The sequence below is a fragment of the Mameliella sp. MMSF_3455 genome, assembly GCF_030733205.1.
GTDB lineage: Bacteria > Pseudomonadota > Alphaproteobacteria > Rhodobacterales > Rhodobacteraceae > Antarctobacter.
Genome location: NZ_JASHJL010000019.1, coordinates 48540 through 68818, shown reverse-complemented (window position 1 = coordinate 68818; position 20279 = coordinate 48540). Strand labels below are relative to the sequence as shown.

Genomic DNA, 20279 nt, shown 5'->3' with positions numbered 1-20279 from the left:
AATTCTCTCGCGCATCCGACACCTCCTCCCACCCCGGCATCGGGGCGGTGCCACGCGGACGGGATGGCGGCGCGGCGTCTCCGTCCGCGTCCGAAATCCGGTTCAACCCCGTGATTCTTCTTGAGTATAACGCGTTGAACCGCATTCGGTTCAACCGCTCTGACAACATTCTAATCGCGCGATATGTCTGACGCCGCTGCGCCCTAGCGAAACAGCCGCAGCATGGCCGCTGTCTGCCCTCTCGCGGCAAGCCCCCATTGCGTCAACACCAACGCCCAGACCGCCAGAGTGATCCCCGCCAGGATGGCCAAGAACGCCCACTGCCGGCGTCGCTTTCTGGGCAAGTGTTCCGTACTGCGGAAATCGATCGTGTCCTTGTCGCACATGCCGCCGGCCTAGGGGGTGGAGAGGGCAGGAATTGGGCAGCCTTCGGGCAGAACCGCGCCCTTTGGGCACAACCGTCTATTCCGCCGGATCGCCCAGCCGCAGCACCGGGATCCGCGGCGCCTCGACCTCTTCGAAATCGAACTGGTCCAGCCGGTGCGCGCGCCGCCCCGCCTTGTCGGCGCTGATCTTGATTTCCTCGATGTCCCGCGCCGCCTGGCCAAAATGCCGGTCCAGGTTCGCCACCCGGCCGGTCAGCCGCTCGACATCACCATAAAGCAGCGCCAGTTCGCGCCGGATCGCGCCCGCCTGTTCCTTCATCCGCGCGTCCTTCAGCACGGCGCGCAGGGTGTTCAGCGTCGCCATGCAGGTGGTCGGAGAGACGATCCAGACCCGCGCCTCGAACCCCTCGCGCACCACCTCGGGAAAGCGCGCGTGCAGTTCCGCATAGACCGCCTCGGAGGGCAGGAACATCAGCGCGCCCTCGGCGGTCTCACCTTCGATGATGTAGCGCGCCGCAATGTCCCGGATGTGCTTGCGCACCGACAGGCGAAAGGCCTGCGCCGCGCGGGCCTGCATATCCTTGCCCTCGGCCTGCATCAGGGCCTCGTACCCCTCCAGCGGGAACTTGGCGTCGACCACGATCGGTCCCGGCGGCTGCGGCATGTGAATCAGGCAATCGGCCCGCCGCCCGTTCGACAGCGTGGCCTGCAGCGTAAAGGAATCGGCAGGCAGCGCCTTGCCGACGATCTCGCGCAGCTGGATTTCGCCAAAGGCGCCGCGCGTCTGCTTGTTCGACAAGATATCCTGCAAGGACAGCACGTCGCCCGACAGTTTGGTGATATTGGCCTGCGCCTTGTCGATGGCCTGCAGGCGCTCCTGCAATTCGCCCAGGGACCGCGCCGTGCGCCGCGCCGATCCGTGCAGGCTCTCGCCCATGCGCTCCTGCACCTCGGCCAGCCGCCGCTCCATCAGCTCCAGCATCGCGGTCTGGCTGCTGGCCTGCGCCTCTGTGACGTGATGCAGCCCGCCAGCCAGACGCTCCTGCCCTTCGGACAGGCCCTGCACCCGGTGCGACAGGTGGCTGACATGTTGCAGAACCGGCGCGCTGGCCCGTGCCGCCCGCCCCGCCGCGCGCACCGCCAGCACCAGCAGCAACAGCATCAGCAGGACCACACCGCCGCCGCCCAGAACCGCCAGCGTCAGAGGGTCGTCCAGGCTGTATTGGGCGCCGCCAATCTCGATCATGTGCGCCCGAACAGCCGCTCGATATCCGACAGTTTCAACTCGACGTAGGTGGGCCGCCCGTGGTTGCACTGGCCGGAATGCGGCGTCGCCTCCATCTCGCGCAACAGCGCGTTCATCTCCTCGGCCCGCATCACGCGGCCCGACCGGACAGAGCCGTGGCAGGCCATGCGCGACAGGATCGCCTCGATCCGTTCCTGCAGCAACCCGCTGTCGCCGGTGTCCGAAAGCTCGTCAAGTATATCGCGCACCAGCGCCTCGGCGTTGACCTCGCCAAGGATCGCGGGCGTTTCGCGCACGGCAATCGCCCCGGCGCCAAAGGGTTCGATCCGCAGGCCCATGCGTTCCAGATCATCCGCCCGCGCCAGCAGCCGCGCGGCATCGTCCGGCGACAGGTCCACCACCTCGGGGATCAGCAGACCCTGCGCGGGCACACCCTTTTCCGCCATCTGGTGTTTCAGCTTTTCATAGACCAGCCGCTCATGCGCCGCGTGCTGGTCGACGATCACCACGCCGTCCTCGGTCTGGGCGATGATGTAATTCTCATGCACCTGCCCCCGCGCGGCCCCCAGCGGCAGCGAAACCCGTTCAGCGGTCCGGTCCGGAGCGGCGCCATCAGGCGCAACGCCGTCCCGGATCTGGTCCGGGGCCTCTTGTTCGGTCGGCGCGGGCTCTACCACGCGGCCCGAATACCCGCCGTTGAAATCCGCGAACCCCGGTGCCTGCGCGGCATAGCTCGACTGCCGCGCCCCCAAGGAGGGCCGGTCCATCTGGTAGACGCGCGGCTGGCTGGGCTGCTCGGGGCGCATCGCGCCCAGCGTCGCCCCCGCCACCGTGGTCGAGGCCCGGTGCCCCGCCTCGGCCAGCGCGTGCCGCAGGCCCGAGACAATCAGCCCGCGCACCACGCCCGGTTCGCGGAACCGCACCTCGGATTTCGCGGGATGCACGTTCACGTCCACCCGGTGCGGGTCACAATCCACGAACAGCGCCACCGCCGGGTGCCGCTCTCGCGACAGGAAGTCCTGGTAGGCGCCGCGCAACGCGCCGATCAGCATCTTGTCCCGCACCGGGCGCCCGTTGACGAAAAGGAACTGCGCCACGGCGGATCCACGCGAATAGGTGGGCAACGCCGCATAGCCGGTGAGCCGCACCTCTTCGCGTTCGGCGTCGATGGGCAGGGCATTCTCGATGAACTCCTGCCCCATGATCCGCCCCAGCCGCCCGCGCAGCGCGTCGAACAGGTCGCCGGTTTCGGGATCGACGCGGAACGTCACCCGCTCCTGCCCACCGCTCACGTCGCGCAGGGTGAAGCCCACCGAGGGTTCCGCCATCGCCAGCCGTTTCACCGTGTCCGAAATCGCCATGACCTCGGCCCGGTCCGAGCGCAGGAACTTCAGCCGCGCGGGCGTGGCAAAAAAGAGATCGCGCAGGGACACGACCGTCCCGGCATTCAACGCAGAGGGTTTCACGGCCCCTGCCACGCCCCCGGCCACGGTTATCTCGGCGCCCTCGGCGCCTTGCGCGCGGCTCTGCACCGTCAGGCGCCCCACCGCCCCCAGCGATGGCAGCGCCTCGCCCCGAAAGCCGAAGGAATGGATATTGAGCAGGTCGCTGCCGTCGATCTTGGAGGTCGCATGGCGCGACAGCGCCAGCGGCAGGTCCTCGGGGGTCATGCCGCAGCCGTCGTCGCTCACCCGGATCAGCGTCTTGCCGCCGTCCGCGATGTCGACACGCACCCGCCGGGCACCCGCGTCGATGGCGTTCTCGACCAGTTCCTTGACCGCGGATGCAGGCCGTTCGACCACCTCGCCGGCGGCGATGCGGTTGATGGCGGCCTCGTCCAGCTGTCGGATGAGCGGGCGGATATTGCGGTCCTGTGTATTCACCCCACAAGACTTAGCAGGATCCGAGCGATTCTGAAAAGGGGCGTCAGAGACTTCCTCACCCGCCTTCGCGACCCCGGGTTACGACGAAGGTCGGTAATAACAGAAACCCGTTAGCGCTTTTCATTGAAATAAAGTTGCGCTAACAATTCCGACACCCCAACCAAAGGAGGCAGTCGTGCCAGTTCCCCTGATCACTTTCGAAACCATCTGCGCCCTGTACGGCGAGACATTCGCCAGGACCTTCTTCCGCCCCGTCTCGGCGATCAAGAAGGCCGGCTGACAGCTGGTGCCCCGGCGGCGGGCCGGGGCCAGACCGATCCAGGCCACCCCTTGCGCGGCCGGATCACCCGGACGGCGGCACGATTGCCCGCCCTCCCGCAGACCAGTCCCCACAGTCTCCCCGGTTGCAACGCGCTGATATTCGACTATCTGAATGTCGAGGCAGGGCGCAGCGCGCCTGACCGCCCGCGCGCCAAACAGCAGCCGCCGAGGAGACAGGAAATGAAAACCGAAACCGTGGGGGACGCCACCTTCGAGACGTGGACCGTCGAAGAGGTCGCCAAGGGGATTGCCGACAGGTCGATCGTGGTGATCGACGTGCGCACCCCGCAGGAATACATGTTCGAACACATCGAAGGCGCGCTGCTGATGCCGATGGCCTTCTTCAAGCCCGACGCCCTGCCCGGCCAGTCGGACAAGCGGATCGTCTTTCACTGCGGCTCCGGCGTGCGGTCGGAACGCGTCGCGCGCGCGGCCCTCGACGCCGGGATAAAGACCATTGCCCATATGGACGGCGGGTTTGCCGCCTGGAAGGCCGCGAAACAACCCTACGTCGGCACCAACATGGCCACCGGCGCCCCGCAGCGCGTCACCGCCTGATCCCCCCCGCCGTGACCTGCGTCAGGACGCCGGCCACGCAGCGCCCCCGACTGCTGCCACACAAGCTACGGAGGATGCCATGATCAAGGTAAAGACCACCGGCCACCCCGGTCTCTACGAGGTGCATGTCTCCGGCGTCGTCAGCGACAAGGACTATGAACAGATCCTTGTCCCCGCGCTGGAGACCGCCATCGAGGACCACGAGAGGATTCGCGTCCTCGTAATCTTTGGCCCGGATTTCGAGGATTTCACCCTTGGCGCCCTGTTCGACGACGCGCGCATGGGATTGCGCCACTGGCGCGGCTTCGACCGGCTGGCGGTGGTGACGGACAGGCCCTGGATTCGCCGCGCCGTCACCGGCCTGTCGGTGCTGATGCCCTGCCCGGTCCGGGTCTTTCCGCCCGACGAATCCGAGGAGGCCCGGCGCTGGATGTCCGAATCCCTGGGCGCCATTCACCAGACCGATCTCGGCGATGGCGTCTTGCACGTCCAGTTGCGCGGCCAACTCGACAGTTCGATCTATGACGCGGAATCCGACGATCTGGATGCCTTCATCCGCGCCAACGACCGCTTTCGCCTGCTGATCGACACGCGCGACTTTGACGGCTGGCAGGGGCTGGGCGCGCTGTTTGAACACCTCAAGGTGGTGCGCGACCATTACCGCCTGATCGACCGCGCCGCGATTGTCGGAAACGCCGCCTGGCAAAGACTGGGCGAACGGGCGCTGCGCACGCTCAGCGGCGCAGACACCCGGTTCTTCACCGCCGACGAATTCGAGACGGCCAAGGTCTGGATCAAGCGCTGAGCGAAAGCAGCCCGTACCGCTCGGACAGGCCGGGGTTCACCCCGCCTGCGCGATGTCCATGTGCCCTTCGGCCTTCAGCTGTTCCAGCGCCTCGTCCAGGCTCTTGCGCGCCCGCTCCACCAGCGTGTCGATCTCATCCTTCGAAATCACCAGCGGCGGAGAGATCACCATGCGGTCATAGACATGCCGCATGATCAGGTTGTTGGCGAAACAGCGCTCGCGGCAGATCAGCCCGGCGGTCCCCGGCTCGGCAAAGGGTGCGCGCGTGGCCTTGTCCGGGGTCAGGGCAAGGCTGCCCATCATGCCGACGATCTTGACCTCGCCCACCAGCGGGTGATCCCCAAGGCTTTCGAAGCGTTCCTTCAGATAGGGGCCGGTTTCGTCCCGCACGCGGTCGACGATCCCCTCTTCTTCGAGGATGCGCAGGTTTTCCAGCGCCACGGCACAGGCGACCGGGTGGCCGGAATAGGTATAGCCGTGGTTGAACTCGGTGTTCTCGATCACCTTGGCAACCTCGTCGGTGACGATCGAGGCCCCGATCGGCTGATAACCCGACGACAGGCCCTTGGCGACGGTCATGATGTCCGGCTGGATGTCGTAGGTCTGGCTGCCGAACCAGTTGCCGGTGCGGCCAAAGCCGCAGATCACCTCGTCCACGATCAGCAGGATGCCGTATTTCCGGGCGATGCGCTGGATCTCGGGCCAGTAGGTCTCGGGCGGGACGATGACACCGCCGGCCCCCTGGATCGGCTCGGCGATGAAGGCGGCGACCTTCTCGGGGCCGATTTCAAGGATCGCGGTTTCCAGCGCCTGCGCGCGCTCAAGGCCGAATGCCTCGGGCGTGGCATAGCCGCCTTCGCTCCACCAGTTGGGCTGGTCGATATGGTGGATATCGGCGATCGGCATTCCGCCCTGCGCGTGCATCCCCTTCATGCCGCCAAGGCTGCCCGACCCCACCGACGACCCGTGGTAGGCATTCCAGCGAGAGATCACCACCTGGCGTTCAGGCTGGCCCTTCTCCTGCCAGTAGGTCCGCACCAGCCGCAGGTTCGTGTCGTTCGCTTCCGACCCCGAAGAGGCAAAAAAGACGTGGTTCAGGTCGCCCGGCGCCAGTTCGGCCAGCTTCGCCGCCAGGTTCAGCGCCGGCACATGCGAGGTCTGGAAGAAGGTGTTGTAAAAGGGCAGTTCCAGCATCTGGCGCTGCGCCGCATCGGCCAGTTCGCTGCGGCCATAGCCGATGTTCACGCACCACAGGCCCGCCATCCCGTCCAGGATGCGGTTGCCGTCGCTGTCGGTCAGCCAGCAGCCCTCGGCCCGGGTCACGATCCGCGCGCCCTTTTCGGCCAGCCCGGCACCGTGGGTGAAGGGATGCAGGTGATGCGCGGCGTCCAGCGCCTGCAGGTCTGCGGTGGGCGAATTGGGGGTAAGCAGGGTCATGCGCGGCCTCCGGAATTGGGTTGGGGCGCAGAATATGATCAAATTTCCGGAAGTCAATCGAATCACGCCGCGCAAGCCCCGTCTTGCGCGGCCAGCGACAAGGGTGCCTTTGCGCGGCAAAGGTCACCAACCACGCCCCTCCATGCCGCGCGCGACCCCCGGCCAGGCAAGGTTAACGATCCCCTACCGGTTTGTACAAAATGCTGAAAACGGCGTACATTTTGTACAAAACGTACAGACTGACCAGTTCAGTTTCCGCGGCCGCACAACGCCTTTCTAGACGGTGGGCGGGCCGGTCCGCACCCCGAGCAGCCGCCTCCGAACGGCGCGCCCGCTCAAAGGCTCTGCAGGATCATTTCCATCCCCTGCGCCACGTCCTGCTCGATCGCCCGAACCGCCGCCGCGCCGTCCCGCGCCTCCAGTGCACGCACCAGGTCCTTGTGGCAATCCGGCAGGTGGCGCGTGCCCATCTGGCCGCAGACCACCCGCAGCGACGGCCCGAACCGCAGCCAGAGCGACTCTGTCAGCGCCTTCATCACCGGCGCCTCGGCGGTATCGTTCAACACGGAATGAAAGGCATGATTCTCGCGCAGGTAACCCTCGATGTCGCCCCGCAGGATCGCCCGGTCCAGCCGCGCATCGATCTCCACCAGCCGCGCCACGTCCTCCGGAGCCGCCCGCTCCGCCGCCCGCACCGCCAGCCGCGGCTCCAGCGCCAGACGCGCCTCGGTCAGTTCCTCTACCGCCGCCGCCCCCAGCACCGGCACCTCGATCCGCCGGTTCCCCAGCGCCTGCAACGCCCCCTCGGCCGTCAACCGCCGGATCGCCTCACGCACCGGCGTCATCCCCGCCCCAAGCCGCTCCACAAGCCCCTGGATCGTCACCGGCTCTCCCGGCGCCAACACTCCGAACAGCACCGCGTCCCGCAGACTGCGGTACACCTGTTCATGCGCCGGCATCCCCGCCTGCGTTCGCGCCTCTGCCGCATTTTCCGCCATCGCCGTCCCCCCGGGGCATACCGTTTCCGCCATCCCTTGCGCAGGACAGCAGGCCGTGGAAACATCGCCGAAGTTGCACCACAGCGCAACTTATGATCAAAATTTGGGGACGGGGCGCGTAAGACCCCCGCCACCAACCGGGAGAATAACATGACCAAGACACTTGTGACGATGATGGCGTCCCTTGCGCTGGCGGCCGGCATGGCTTCCGCCGAGGAGGTGCGCGTCTACAACTGGTCTGACTACATCGACGAGAGCCTGCTGGAGAAATTCGAGCAGGAAACCGGCTATGAGCTGGTCTACGACGTCTTCGACAGCAACGAGGTTCTGGAAACAAAGATGCTCGCCGGCGGCTCGGGCTACGACGTGGTGGTGCCCACCGGCACCTTCCTGCAGCGCCAGATCATGGCCGGCGCTTTCCAGAAACTGGACAAGTCCAAGCTGCCCAACATCGACAACATGTGGGACGTGATCTCGGACCGGACGGCCAAGTACGACCCCGGAAATGAATACGCCATCAACTACATGTGGGGCACCACCGGTCTTGGCGTGAACGAACCCAAGGTCAAGGAAATCCTGGGCGAGGACGCGCCCGTCACCTCCTGGGACCTGATCTTCAAGCCCGAGAACGCGGAAAAGCTGGCGGAATGCGGCATCCACATGCTGGATGCCCCGGCAGAGATGATCCCGGCTGCGCTGAACTACCTCGGCGAGGATCCCGACAGCCATGACCCGGACGTGATCGCCCGCGCCGAAGAGGTGCTGATGCCGATCCGCCCCTACATCCAGAAGTTCCACAGCTCGGAATACATCAACGCGCTGGCCAACGGCGACATCTGCGTGGCCGTGGGCTGGTCGGGTGACGTGCTGCAGGCGCGCGACCGCGCAGCCGAAGCCGACAATGGCGTCACGGTCAGCTATTACGCCCCGGACGAGGGCGCGCAAATGTGGTTCGACCAGATGGCCATCCCGGTCGATGCTCCGAACCCCGAGGGCGCCCATGCCTTCCTGAACTTCATCATGGATGCGCAGAACATGGCGGCGGCGTCGAACTACGTCTACTACGCCAACGGCAACAAGGCCGCGCAGGAATACCTGGCCGAGGACGTGATCGGCGACCCGGCGATCTACCCGGATGCCGCGGCGCTGGACAACACCTTTACCACCACGCCCTATCCGCCGCGCGTGCAACGTACCGTGACGCGCCTGTGGACCAAGATCAAATCGGGCACCTGAGCCCAAATCCGGACCGCGTCCCAAGGGCGCGGTCCGCCTTCTGCGTGGTGACTAATCATGGCCGACTCCGTCTTTGCCCCCTGGAATGATCCAGAGGCGAAACCTCTCATCCAGTTCAAGGGCGTGACCAAGCGTTTCGGCGATTTCACCGCCATCGACGACCTCACCCAGAACATCTACGAACGCGAATTCTTTGCCCTGCTCGGGCCGTCGGGCTGCGGCAAGACAACCCTGATGCGCATGCTGGCCGGGTTCGAGGAACCGACCGAGGGTCAGATCCTGCTGAACGGCGTCGATATCGGCCATGTTCCCCCGAACAAGCGCGCCGTGAACATGATGTTCCAGAGCTACGCCCTGTTCCCGCATCTGTCGGTCTACGACAACATCGCGTTCGGCCTGCGCCGCGAGAAAAAGCCCAAGGACGAAATCCACGCACGGGTAAAGGAAATGCTGCGCCTGACGCGGCTCGACCGCTTTGCCCAACGCAAGCCGCACCAGATTTCCGGCGGCCAGCGCCAGCGCGTGGCGCTTGCCCGCAGCCTCGCCAAGGCGCCGAAACTCCTGCTGCTCGACGAACCTCTGGGCGCGCTCGACAAGAAACTGCGCGAGGAAACGCAGTTCGAGCTGATGGATATCCAGGAAAAGACCGGCACCACCTTCATCATCGTCACCCATGACCAGGAAGAGGCGATGACCGTGGCCAGCCGGGTCGCGGTGATGGACGAGGGCCGCATCGTGCAGGTGGCGACACCCGACGTGATCTACGAAGCGCCGAATTCGGTCTACGTCGCGGATTTCATCGGTGACGTGAACCTGATCCGCGGCACGGCGCGGGCACGGCCCGCGGACAGCCCGCCCGAAGCAGCCGTCGAGCCCACACCGGAAACGAAACCGGCCCCCCCCAAGGCGACGGCCAGCACCTCTGCCTCCATCGCCGAACGCACAGGACCGCAGCCCAACACGCTTGGCCGCGCCCTGCATGACAAGCTGCTCAGCCCGATCTTCGGCAAGTGGATCGAGGATGAACCCCGCCGCCTGCCGCCGCCCAGTGCCGCCGAGGCGCCCAGGGCCGCAGCCCCACAGACACCGGCCGCCCCACCCCGGCCGCAGGACATTCCACCCGGCGGGCTGGAAATCGACTGGTCCACAGGCCAGGCGGCGATCATCGCCGCAAACGGCGATCCCGTGCTGGACGGCGAAAAGGTCGTCCTTGCGCTGCGCCCGGAAAAGCTGGGCATCGCCAAGACCCGTCCCGACGCGCCCAACACGCTGAAAGGCAAGGTCATCGACATCGCCTACCTCGGCAATATCTCGACCTACCATGTCGAGATCGAGGGCGGCGTGATGGTCAAGGCGCAGGCCGCCAACACCCGCCGCATTGCGCGACGTGACATCACCTGGGAAGACGAGGTCTGGCTGAGCTTCACCGCCACCGCCGGCGTTGTCCTGAAGGACGAATGATGCGCCGCGCCGTCCTGATCGCCGTTCCCTACCTCTGGCTGCTGGCCCTTTTTCTGGTGCCCTTCATCATCGTCCTGAAGATCTCTCTTTCGGACATCGCGCTGGCCCGGCCGCCCTACGCACCGCAGTTGGACCTGAACGAAGGCTGGGCGGGAATACGGGCCTTCTTTACCGGGCTGGATCTGGAAAACTTCACCTTCCTGACCACCGACGATCTCTACTGGAAGGCCTATCTCAGCTCTGTCCGCATCGCCGCCGTCGCCACGCTCTGCACCCTTCTGGTGGGCTATCCGATCGCCTACGGCATGGCCCGCGCGCCGCAGGAATGGCGCCCGACGCTGCTGATGCTGGTGATCCTGCCGTTCTGGACCAGTTTCCTGATCCGGGTCTATTCCTGGATCGGCATCCTGTCGACCGAGGGCGTACTCAACCAGTTCCTGATGGGGATCGGCCTGATCGGCGAACCGCTGACGATCCTCAATACAAACACCGCCGTCTACATCGGTATCGTCTACACCTACCTGCCCTTCATGATCCTGCCGATCTACTCGGCACTGGAGAAGATGGACGAAAGCCTGCTGGAGGCGGCAGAGGACCTGGGCTCGTCCCGGCTCGCCGCCTTCTGGCTGGTGACGATCCCGCTGTCGCGCAACGGTATCGTGGCAGGCTGTTTCCTGGTCTTCATCCCCTCGATCGGCGAATTCGTCATTCCCTCGCTTCTGGGCGGGTCGGATACCCTGATGATCGGCAAGGTCCTGTGGGAAGAGTTCTTCTCCAACCGCGACTGGCCGGTGGCAAGCGCCGTGGCGGTGGTCCTGCTGCTGATACTGATCATCCCGATCGTGCTGTTCCAGCGGTCCGAGGAAAAGGCGCGGGAGGCGGGACGATGAGACGTTTCAGCTGGTTCAACGCCACTTCCCTGACCCTCGGCTTTGCCTTTCTCTACCTGCCGATGATCCTGCTTGTGGTCTATTCCTTCAACGAAAGCCGGCTGGTGACGGTCTGGGCGGGCTTCTCGACCAAGTGGTACGGCGAACTGCTGCAGAACGAGGAATTCCTCGACGCCGCCTGGGTCACGCTCAAGGTTGCCTTCTTTTCCTCGACCATCGCCACGGTGCTGGGCACGATGGCGGCCTACGTGATGATCCGCGCGGGCCGTTTCCCGGGCCGGACGCTGTTTTCAGGCATGATCTACGCGCCGCTTGTCATGCCGGAGGTCATCACCGGTCTGTCCCTCTTGCTGCTGTTCATCGGCATCGGGCTGGATCGGGGCGTGCTGACCGTGGTGCTGGCACATACGACATTTTCCATGTGCTACGTCTCGGTCGTGGTCTCGTCGCGGCTCAGCACCTTTGACCAGGCGCTGGAAGAGGCGGCGCTGGACCTTGGCGCCTCGCCCTTCGAAAGCTTTACTCTGATCACACTGCCGATCATCGCGCCTGCCGTGATTTCCGGCTGGCTGCTGGCCTTCACCCTGTCGCTGGACGACCTTGTGATCGCCAGCTTTACCACAGGGCCGGGCGCAACGACCCTGCCGATCAAGGTCTTCTCCGCCGTCCGTCTGGGGGTTTCGCCGGAAATCAACGCGCTTTCCACCCTGCTCATCGGCATCGTGACCGTGGGGGTCATCACTGCCTCGCTGGTGTCGAAACGTGCCGCGGTCCAGCGCCGGCGCGAGGAGCAGGCCGCGCAACGTACCGCGTGAGCCGTCTGTATGAACCGGCGGCCTACGGGCCACAGGGGGCCTGTTTCTGGGCCGATACGGTCACGGCCGGTGACTGGCCGCGGCTGGACGGCGACCTGACCGTCGATGTCGCGGTGATCGGCGGCGGATTTACCGGTCTGAACGCCGCCCTGCATCTGGCCACGCGCGGCACGTCACTCGCCGTGCTGGAGGCCGAACATCCCGGCTGGGGCGCCTCGGGACGCAATGGCGGGTTCTGTTGCCTTGGCGGCAGCAAGGCCCCCGCCGCGCTGCTGAACCGGCGGTTCGGACAAGGCGCCGCTCAGGGCTGGGCCGAGGCCGAGAAGGCCGCCGTGGCCCATGTCGAAGGACTGATCGACCGTCACCGCTGGCAGGTCGACCGGCATTCACAGGGCGAAACCCTGCTGGCGCACAAGCCCCGCGCCTACAAGGCGCTTTGCTCAGAGGCCGATGAAACCGCCGCACTCTATGGGGTAACGCCTGAACTGCATCCGCCGGAGGATCTCGCCGCGCGGGGCCTTGGCGGACCGTGGCATGGCGGCATGACCCTGCCCATCGGCTTTGCCCTGAACCCGCGCAAGTACCATGCGGCGCTGGCCGGGGCGGCAGTAGCGAAGGGCGCGCGCCTCTTCGCCCACAGTCCCGTCACCGGGATGGAACGGGACGGCAACAGCTGGCGCCTGACAACCGCTCGCGGCACGGTCACCGCCGGCAAGGTGATCCTCGCGACCAATGGCTACAGCCACGAGACCCTGCCGCCCTGGCTGCGCGCCCGGACTCTGCCGCTGCAATCCAACGTGATTGTCACCCGCCCGCTGAGCGCGGCGGAACAGGAGGCGGCGGGCTGGTGGTCGGACCAGATGGCCTATGACACGCGGCTTCTGCTGCACTATTTTCGCAAGTTGCCGGACGGGCGGTTCCTCTTCGGGATGCGTGGGGGCTTGCGCGCGACGCCGGGCGCCGAGGCGCGGCTGTCGCGCCGCATCCGGTCAGATTTCGCGCGGATCTTCCCGGCCTGGAAGAACGTGGAGATCACGCATGAATGGTCCGGTCTCGTCTGCCTGATGCGCAACCTCGTGCCCTTTGTCGGGCCGGTGCCGGACCACCCCGGCCTGTTCGCCGCGCTGGGTTTTCACGGCAACGGTGTCGCGATGGGTTCCTATGCCGGACGGCTGGCGGCGGATCATGTTTTGGGCAATCGCCCCGAAGCCCCGGACTGGCTCGCCACCCCGCCGCCGCGCTTTCCGCTTGGTCGGAAGCGCCGGTTGCTCATGGCACCGGGCTACCTGATGGCAGAGGCCTTCGATCTGTAGGCACTTGTCGAAGCCACGCCCGGGCTGCGCCTCCTTTCGGGCCGGGGCTATGCCCGGGCCGCGCCTCACCCCTGCGGGGTCATATTGGGGCGGGCCTTGCCGCGCTGGATGCCCAACTGGCGCTCGCGCCAGATGATGATGCCGCCCGCCGCGATCACGATGGCCGAGCCGACCAGAACCATCGCCGTCGGCACCTCATCGAAAAAGGCATAGCCAAACAGTATCGCGAAAAGGATCGAGGCATAGTCAAAGGGCGCCACGACCGCCGCCCCGGCAAAGCGATAGGCCGAGGTGATGAAGATCTGCGCCACGCCGCCGATCAGCCCTGCCCCCACCAGCATCGCCAGCACATGCACGTCCGGCATCACCCAGCCGAAGGGCAGCGTCAGCAGGGAAAACCCCGTCGCCGTCAGCGAAAAATAGAAGACGATGGCAGAGGTCTCCTCGACCGCGACCATGCGCCGAATCTGGATCTGCGCCAGCGCCCGCATCACCGCCGAGGCCAGCACCAGCGCCACCCCCAGCATGGCCGCATTGTCGACCGCATCCAGCGTCAGCCGGGGCCAAAGCACGATGCACACCCCGACCAGCCCCAGGACCACCGCCGACAGGCGGAACAGGCGCAGCCGCTCTCCCAGCAGCAACGCGGCCAGCAGCACCGTCAGCATCGGCGCGGCAAAGCCCAGCGCCGTCACTTCTGGCAGGGGCAGCAATCCCAGCGCCGCAAAGCCGCAACCCATCGCCGTCACGCCGATCAGCCCGCGCCAGACGTGCAGCACCGGGTTCTTCGCCTTCAGCCCGGTCTTGAGATCGCCCCGCACGGCCAGCCAGGCCACGATCACCGGCATGGCAAAGAATGATCGAAAGAACACCGCCTCGCCGGTTGGCACATGGGCAGAACTCGCCTTGATGAGCGAGGCCATAATGGTGAACAGAACAACAGAAGTCAGTTTCAGCGCGATGCCACGCAGCGGGGACATGGGGGCTCCTTCGGGGATGGCGCAACACTGGACCTGCGCGCGGCGAAGGTCAATCGCCCCCTTGGCCCCCTATGTCAGGTCAATCGACATCGCGGCAATGTTTGCGAAAGGCCCGTTTCAAGAGATCCAGTTCGGCGCGCAGCAATGAAACTTCGGCGCGGATGTCCTCTGACAGCGCCTCACCCGCGATTAGGGTAAAACTGTCCAGCACAGTCTCGTCGCGCGCGTCGCGGATCAGGACAGTGCTGACCCCGTCGCCCAGGGCCTCGACCGGGACGGGCACCTCGACGACCCAGCGGCCCGGTTCGGTGGCGTCGGTCAGGGTGACGCCGTGGACCGGGCGATCCCCGAAGCTGGCCACGATCTCGGGCGCCTGTTCAGAGCCTTGTTGCCGCACCAACAACCCCTCCCACAGGCCATCGCGAAACCCTGTCTTGGTCAGTGTGAACACGCTCATGGCTTGGCCTTTCCGGCAGTCACAACGCCGCCCTGCGACGACGGCTGAAGGTCAGGTCGCGCAGCGTGACCTGGTTCATTCGCGGCCCCTCAAAAATCAGGTCCAGCCAGATCTTCTCGACCCGTTTCTCGTTCAGGCGCGAATAGGCCAGGTCAAACTCCACCTGCACGGACTCGGCGTTCAAAGGCAGTTCGCGGACAACCTGTTCGGTGTTCGGACCGTGCTTGACGTTCAGGCGGGCGAAAATCTCCAGCGGACGCTCCATTTCGACGATGGTTTCGACCCGGACCAGATGCTGTTTCGTCAGCCCCTGCGCCGCCGTCTCCGGCAATTCCACCGCCAGCGACAGGTAGGATCCCGAAAAGCCAAAGACATCCAGTTGCAGCCCATAGGCGGCAAGGTCTGCGACGCGCCGGTTGCGAACCTGGCGCATCGTGATCTCGGACCGCGGGCAATCGTGGAACAGGCGCGCCTCTTGTCCCAGCGGGGTCTTGCTCTGGACCTCGGCGATACCCTGTACCGGCAGCGGTCCGCTCCATATCTCGGGGCGCCAGGCCCAGTCAGCATCCCTGGGGCGCGGAAAGGACTGGTTGCCGACCTGGGGCAGCGCAAGCCGCGCATCCGCGACATGCAGAACCTCGTCCAGACGCGCCCGCAGCCGTCGGGCCCGCGTCCGTTGTCGGCGCAATTCGGCCAGATCCATCCCGGCCGCGGCACGCGCCAGCCGTGTCCAGCGCCGAAGCATGGCGGCATGGCCTGCCCGGCCCAACCAGTCCTGCACTGTCGCCCCCGTGTTCTAGTCCGACCCCGACCTGTCGCGCCAAAGCGCAATGGTCACGGGGACCCGTCTCCGTATCGGAAACTACTCTGGCAAATCCTAACGATTGAATAAACGCCCCAGCAGACCGTTTGCCGGTTTTGGCTGCGCGCCTCCTGCATCCTGGGGGCTGAGACGCGATATACTGTCTTTGACCCTGCCAAGCATGGCCTCCCCCCTGCCTCCTGCAAGCGCGCTGCCGCGCGGCGCATAAAGCGCAAGCCCGACCAGTCGCCCGCCCTGCAGGAAGGCCGCCCGCCAATAGCGCGGGTCGCTGCCCTCGAACATCGTGTCGCCACCGCTGGAAAGATGGGCGGTGACCCGGCCCCTGCGGGTATTCCCGTCCAACAATTCGGACCCCGCCGCCTGAGCCAGGGCCTGCGGCGTGGGCAGGTCGGTCATGTCGCCCCGCGGACCCACCGTCACGGTGATCAGCACCGGGGCCACCGGACGCCCTGCCTGTCCGCCGCTGAGGATATGGCACGAGGCGATCACCGCGAACCCGCGTTCCGGTCCGGCGCGCTTGGTGTCCGGATCCAGGCAGTAACCATCCGGGCCAGCCACCACCACGTCGCCCCCCGCAAGGCTGGCCTTGGCCAGCGGCGCGCGCCGTTGTCCGCCCGTCCCCGCGAACAAGGCGGCGAGACCCGCGCGCGCCTCGGCGTCCGCGCCGTCGGGGTTCGACCCCGGCAGGGTGTTGCACCCCGCCAGGAACAGCGCGCCGGCGGCGCACATCAGTAGATTGCGCGCCGCCACCGGGTCAGAGGTCCGCGTAGACGTGTTTCTCGGCGGCACCGCCGGGATGCGTCACCGCACCCTTGTAGGTCTCGCCCACCAGTTGCGCGTATTTCCACAGCGAGCCCGAAGCGTAGATCGTCTCCTTGGGGCCTGCCCAGGCCTCCTTGCGCGCGGCCAGTTCCTCGTCCGTCAGATCGACCGATATGGCACCGTTCACCGCGTCGATGGTGATCACGTCGCCGTCCTGCACCAACGCGATCGGACCGCCATGCGCCGCCTCGGGGCCGACGTGTCCCACGCAGAACCCCCGCGTCGCGCCCGAGAACCGGCCATCGGTGATCAGCGCCACCTTCTTGCCCATGCCCTGGCCCGACAGCGCCGCCGTGGTGGCCAGCATCTCGCGCATGCCGGGGCCGCCTGCGGGACCCTCGTTGCGGATGACGATGACCTCGCCTTCTTTGTAGGCGCGCATCTTGACCGCCTCAAAGGCGTCCTCTTCGCATTCGAACACCCGCGCCGGGCCGGTAAAGACCTGGTCCTCGGCCGCGATGCCTGCGACCTTCACGATGGCGCCCTGCGGGGCAAGGTTGCCCTTCAGGCCGACGACGCCCCCGGTCTTGGTGATCGGCGTTTCGATCGGATAGATCACCTTGCCGTCGGCCTCGCGCTCGATCAGGTCCAGTTCTTCGCCGATGGCCCGGCCGCTGGCGGTCATGCAGTCCTCGTGGATCATGCCCGCCTTGCGCAGTTCCTTCATCACCACCGGAACACCGCCCGCCTCGTACAGGTCCTTGGCAACGTAGTTTCCGCCCGGCTTGAGATCGACGAAATAGGGCGTGTCGCGGAAGATGTCGCAGACATCGTCAAGGTAGAATTCCAGCCCCGCCTCATGCGCGATGGCCGGCAGGTGAAGCCCCGCGTTGGTGGAACCGCCGGTGCAGGCCACGACACGCGCCGCATTCTCCAGCGATTTCCGGGTGACGATGTCGCGCGCACGGATGTTTTGTTCCAGCAGGTGCATCGCGGCGATGCCCGAAGCGGTGCCATAGGCGTCGCGGCTTTCGTAGGGCGCCGGTGCGCCCGAGGAATTCATCAGCGCCAAGCCGATCGCCTCGGAGACGCAGGCCATCGTATTGGCGGTGAACTGGCCGCCGCAGGCCCCGGCCGAGGGGCAGGCCGCCTTTTCGATGGCGCGCAACTCTTCGTCGCTGTTGGCGCCGGCCTGGTGCTTGCCCACCGCCTCGAAGACATCCTGGACGGTGATGTCCTTGCCCTTGTACCGGCCCGGCATAATCGAGCCGCCATAGATGAAGACGGACGGCACGTTCAGGCGCACCATCGCCATCATCATCCCCGGCAGCGACTTGTCGCAACCCGCAAGGCCCACGATGGCGTCATAGCAATGGCCGCGCATGGTCAGCTCCACCGTGTCGGCAATGGCCTCGCGCGACGCCAGAGAGGCGCGCATCCCCTCGTGGCCCATCGCGATACCGTCGGTGACGGTGATGGTGGTGAACTCGCGCGGTGTGCCGCTGGCTTCCTTGACGCCCAGCTTGACCGCCTGCGCCTGACGGTTCAGCGCGATGTTGCACGGCGCGGCCTCGTTCCAGCAGGTCGCCACGCCGACCAGCGGCTGGTGAATCTCTTCCTCGGTCAGGCCCATCGCGTACAGGAACGACCGATGCGGAGCGCGCGCCGGGCCTTCGGTAACATGGCGGCTGGGCAGTGTGGTCTTGTCGAATGGACGCTTGAGCATGGGCTTGGCTCCTCCCGTGGAGTGGGTTTTTCTTGGAATAGCGAAGCCCCGACAGCGGCACAAGCGTCTAGCACCGCCCTGTATACCACCACGGCCCCCGGCGGCAGGCGCCCGGTGGGACGGCGGGCGGGGCGAATTTCAGCTTGCTGAAAGAGCGGCGCCCACCGTCCCGAACCGCCCCTCACCCGGACCCGATCAAGGCCCCGGCGGCAAAGACCAGCGCCCCGCCCAGCACCACCTGGAAGGTTGCGCGCAGAAAGGGCGTCTCCATGAACTTGTTCTGGATCCAAGCAATCGCCCAGAGCTCGATGAAAACGACGATCAGCGCGATGGTCGTGGCGGTCCAGAAATGCGGGATCAGGTAAGGCAGCGCATGGCCCAGCCCGCCCACCGTCGTCATCACGCCCGAGGCGATCCCGCGTTTCATCGGCGACCCGCGCCCCGACAGTTCGCCATCGTCCGAGGCGGCCTCGGTAAAGCCCATCGAGATCCCCGCACCGACAGAGGCGGCAAGCCCCACAAGGAAGGTCGTCCAGGGATCATGGGTGGCAAAGGCGGTGGCAAAGATCGGCGCCAGGGTCGAGACCGACCCATCCATCAGCCCGGCCAGTCCCGGCTGCACCCAGGTCAGGACGAACTGCCGCTTGGCGCGGTCGTCCTCCTCGTCGCGGGCCTCTCCGCCCAGGTGCTCGGCCTCCAGTTCGTGCGCCCGGTCCTCGTGCTTGGCTTCCATCGCGGCGAGATCACCCAGCAGCTTGCGGGTGTCCGCGTCCTGCGCGTTCTGTGCCGCCATGTGGTAGAACCGCTCTGCCTGCCGTTCCATGCTGGCAGCCTCGTCACGGATCCGTTCCAGCGACAGGTTTTCCGTCAACCAGACGGGACGGCGCGCATAATACCCTGCCACATGTTCGCGGCGGATCAGCGGGATCACCTCTCCGAAGCGTGCGCTGTGCAGGTCGATCAGGGCGCGACGATGGCCATCCTCTTCCTTGGCCATGCCGTCAAAGACGGCCGCCGTGTCCGGGTAATCGGCCCGAAGGCGTTCGGCAAAGCTGCGATAGATGCGGGCGTCGTCCTCTTCCGAGGAGATGGCCAGCGCCAGAACCTCCTGTTCCGAAAGATCACGGAACCGCCGGCGATTTCCCATGTAGAGCATGTGGAGCCTCTTTTTAGAATTGTTCTAAACAGTAGCCGGCATTCCTCCAAGAGCAAGCCTCTAGTCCCTCGCTTGGCCAATCTGCCGCATTCGAGCAGCCCCTTGAAAATGAAACTGAACCGCATAGTTCACCTTACTGAACCGTTCAGTTTGATTTCAGCGATGGAGCCAGTCATGAAACGCATCCTCCTTCCCCTCATCGCCGCCGCGGCCCTTGTCTCCGGTCCCGCGCTGGCCCACCTCGGCCCGGCCTTTCTGCCCGACCTCATCTTCCCCGCGCCACAGCCACAGCCCGACGTGTCCTCGCAGGGCTGCACGGAACAGCAGGACTGCAAGTGATCCCTCGCCTTCCTTGCCCAAACTGAACTGATCAGTCTATAATCGACACTGCGAAAGAGAGGGGCGCAATGAATACACAACCGGCGGTCCGGAAAGGGCGCAAGTTCGACCAAGTGGTCGATGGCGCGCGTGATATCTTTTTGCGCGACGGCTTCGAAGGCGCCAGCGTCGACGACATCGCACGCGAGGCGGGTGTCTCGAAGGCGACGCTCTACAGCTATTTCCCCGACAAACGCCTGCTCTTCATCGAAGTGGCCAGCGCCCAATGCCGCAACCAGGCCGACCAAGCCCTGTTGACGATGGACCTCACCCGCCCCCCGCGTGAGGTTCTCGCGCGCGCCGGGCGCAAGTTCCTGGGCTTTCTCTATTCCGACATGGGACAGCGGATCTTCCGTATCTGCGTCGCCGAATCCGACCGTTTCCCCGAGCTTGGCCGACAGTTCTACCAGAGCGGGCCGATGATCATGCGCCAGGTGATGACGGACTATCTCACCGCCGCCTGCGAACGCGGCGAACTGAAGATCGACGACATGACGCTGGCCTCGGACCAGTTCGCGGAGCTTTGCAAGGCGGACCTCTGGCCCAAGATCATATTTGGCATTCAGTCCAGTTTCAGCGATGACGACATCGCACGAGTCGTGGATGGTGCCGTCGAAACCTTCATGGCACGCTACGGAACATGACAAG

General features: G+C 65.8%; 19 protein-coding genes. 9 read left to right on the top strand and 10 right to left on the bottom strand.

The window, feature by feature from the left end:
- Positions 1-462 precede the first annotated feature (462 nt).
- Together RBB42_RS15230 and mutL are read right to left on the bottom strand one after the other, a co-directional pair.
- Positions 463-1632, bottom strand: a complete 1170-nt coding sequence (locus RBB42_RS15230) for a DNA recombination protein RmuC (protein ID WP_305970218.1) — start codon at positions 1630-1632, stop codon at positions 463-465.
- Entirely contained in the window at positions 1629-3515 is a 1887-nt protein-coding gene (gene mutL, locus RBB42_RS15225; protein ID WP_305970217.1) for a DNA mismatch repair endonuclease MutL, read from the bottom strand. Before mutL ends, RBB42_RS15230 begins: the two co-directional genes overlap by 4 nt.
- Positions 3516-4016: 501 nt before the next feature.
- On the opposite strand from mutL, the gene RBB42_RS15220 reads away from it, so the two are divergent.
- Positions 4017-4394, top strand: coding sequence for a rhodanese-like domain-containing protein (locus tag RBB42_RS15220; protein WP_305970216.1), 378 nt, complete (start codon positions 4017-4019; stop codon positions 4392-4394).
- 79 nt (positions 4395-4473) lie between these two features.
- Positions 4474-5199 carry a SpoIIAA family protein gene (locus tag RBB42_RS15215; RefSeq protein WP_305970215.1) on the top strand — a complete coding sequence of 242 codons (726 nt, stop codon included), beginning with the start codon at positions 4474-4476 and terminating at the stop codon, positions 5197-5199.
- A gap of 36 nt (positions 5200-5235) precedes the next feature.
- Here the strand turns inward: RBB42_RS15215 and RBB42_RS15210 are convergent, their stop codons facing one another.
- The gene (locus RBB42_RS15210; protein ID WP_305970214.1) at positions 5236-6636 is read right to left on the bottom strand and encodes an aspartate aminotransferase family protein; all 1401 of its coding nucleotides are present in this window, start codon (positions 6634-6636) and stop codon (positions 5236-5238) included.
- A 335-nt stretch (positions 6637-6971) separates the two neighbouring features.
- Positions 6972-7634, bottom strand: a complete 663-nt coding sequence (locus tag RBB42_RS15205; protein WP_305970213.1) for a GntR family transcriptional regulator — start codon at positions 7632-7634, stop codon at positions 6972-6974.
- Positions 7635-7784: 150 nt separating this feature from the next.
- On the opposite strand from RBB42_RS15205, the gene RBB42_RS15200 reads away from it, so the two are divergent.
- Genes RBB42_RS15200 through RBB42_RS15180 form a run of 5 tightly spaced genes read left to right on the top strand, consistent with a single transcriptional unit; the run spans position 7785 to position 13349 of the window.
- On the top strand, positions 7785-8870 hold the full coding sequence (locus RBB42_RS15200) for a polyamine ABC transporter substrate-binding protein (RefSeq protein WP_305970212.1): 1086 nt from the start codon (positions 7785-7787) through the stop codon (positions 8868-8870).
- A gap of 57 nt (positions 8871-8927) precedes the next feature.
- On the top strand, positions 8928-10331 hold the full coding sequence (locus RBB42_RS15195; protein WP_305970211.1) for an ABC transporter ATP-binding protein: 1404 nt from the start codon (positions 8928-8930) through the stop codon (positions 10329-10331).
- On the top strand, positions 10331-11221 hold the full coding sequence (locus tag RBB42_RS15190) for an ABC transporter permease subunit (RefSeq protein ID WP_305970244.1): 891 nt from the start codon (positions 10331-10333) through the stop codon (positions 11219-11221). Before RBB42_RS15195 ends, RBB42_RS15190 begins: the two co-directional genes overlap by 1 nt.
- Positions 11218-12036, top strand: a complete 819-nt coding sequence (locus RBB42_RS15185; RefSeq protein ID WP_305970210.1) for an ABC transporter permease — start codon at positions 11218-11220, stop codon at positions 12034-12036. The genes RBB42_RS15190 and RBB42_RS15185 overlap by 4 nt, the downstream gene beginning before the upstream one ends.
- A complete protein-coding gene (locus RBB42_RS15180) occupies positions 12033-13349 on the top strand; it encodes an NAD(P)/FAD-dependent oxidoreductase (protein WP_305970209.1) in 1317 nt (438 codons plus the stop codon). Before RBB42_RS15185 ends, RBB42_RS15180 begins: the two co-directional genes overlap by 4 nt.
- 65 nt (positions 13350-13414) lie before the next feature.
- Here the strand turns inward: RBB42_RS15180 and RBB42_RS15175 are convergent, their stop codons facing one another.
- The 6 genes from RBB42_RS15175 to mbfA form a co-directional block, all read right to left on the bottom strand.
- Positions 13415-14329 carry a DMT family transporter gene (locus RBB42_RS15175; protein ID WP_305970208.1) on the bottom strand — a complete coding sequence of 305 codons (915 nt, stop codon included), beginning with the start codon at positions 14327-14329 and terminating at the stop codon, positions 13415-13417.
- A 79-nt stretch (positions 14330-14408) separates the two neighbouring features.
- The gene (locus RBB42_RS15170; RefSeq protein ID WP_305970207.1) at positions 14409-14786 is read right to left on the bottom strand and encodes a hypothetical protein; all 378 of its coding nucleotides are present in this window, start codon (positions 14784-14786) and stop codon (positions 14409-14411) included.
- 19 nt (positions 14787-14805) lie between these two features.
- On the bottom strand, positions 14806-15567 hold the full coding sequence (locus tag RBB42_RS15165; protein ID WP_305970206.1) for a DUF6478 family protein: 762 nt from the start codon (positions 15565-15567) through the stop codon (positions 14806-14808).
- 96 nt (positions 15568-15663) lie between these two features.
- On the bottom strand, positions 15664-16338 hold the full coding sequence (locus RBB42_RS15160) for a dihydroxy-acid dehydratase (RefSeq protein ID WP_305970205.1): 675 nt from the start codon (positions 16336-16338) through the stop codon (positions 15664-15666).
- 25 nt (positions 16339-16363) lie between these two features.
- On the bottom strand, positions 16364-18097 hold the full coding sequence (gene ilvD, locus RBB42_RS15155; RefSeq protein WP_305970204.1) for a dihydroxy-acid dehydratase: 1734 nt from the start codon (positions 18095-18097) through the stop codon (positions 16364-16366).
- Between the two features lie 181 nt (positions 18098-18278).
- Entirely contained in the window at positions 18279-19253 is a 975-nt protein-coding gene (gene mbfA / locus RBB42_RS15150; protein ID WP_305970203.1) for an iron exporter MbfA, read from the bottom strand.
- 174 nt (positions 19254-19427) lie between these two features.
- Here mbfA and RBB42_RS15145 point away from each other — a divergent pair, with 174 nt between their 5' ends.
- Together RBB42_RS15145 and RBB42_RS15140 are read left to right on the top strand one after the other, a co-directional pair.
- Complete coding sequence (locus tag RBB42_RS15145; RefSeq protein WP_306043728.1) at positions 19428-19592, top strand: hypothetical protein; 165 nt, start codon at positions 19428-19430, stop codon at positions 19590-19592.
- 68 nt (positions 19593-19660) lie between these two features.
- Positions 19661-20275, top strand: coding sequence for a TetR/AcrR family transcriptional regulator (locus tag RBB42_RS15140; protein WP_305970201.1), 615 nt, complete (start codon positions 19661-19663; stop codon positions 20273-20275).
- Positions 20276-20279 lie beyond the last annotated feature (4 nt).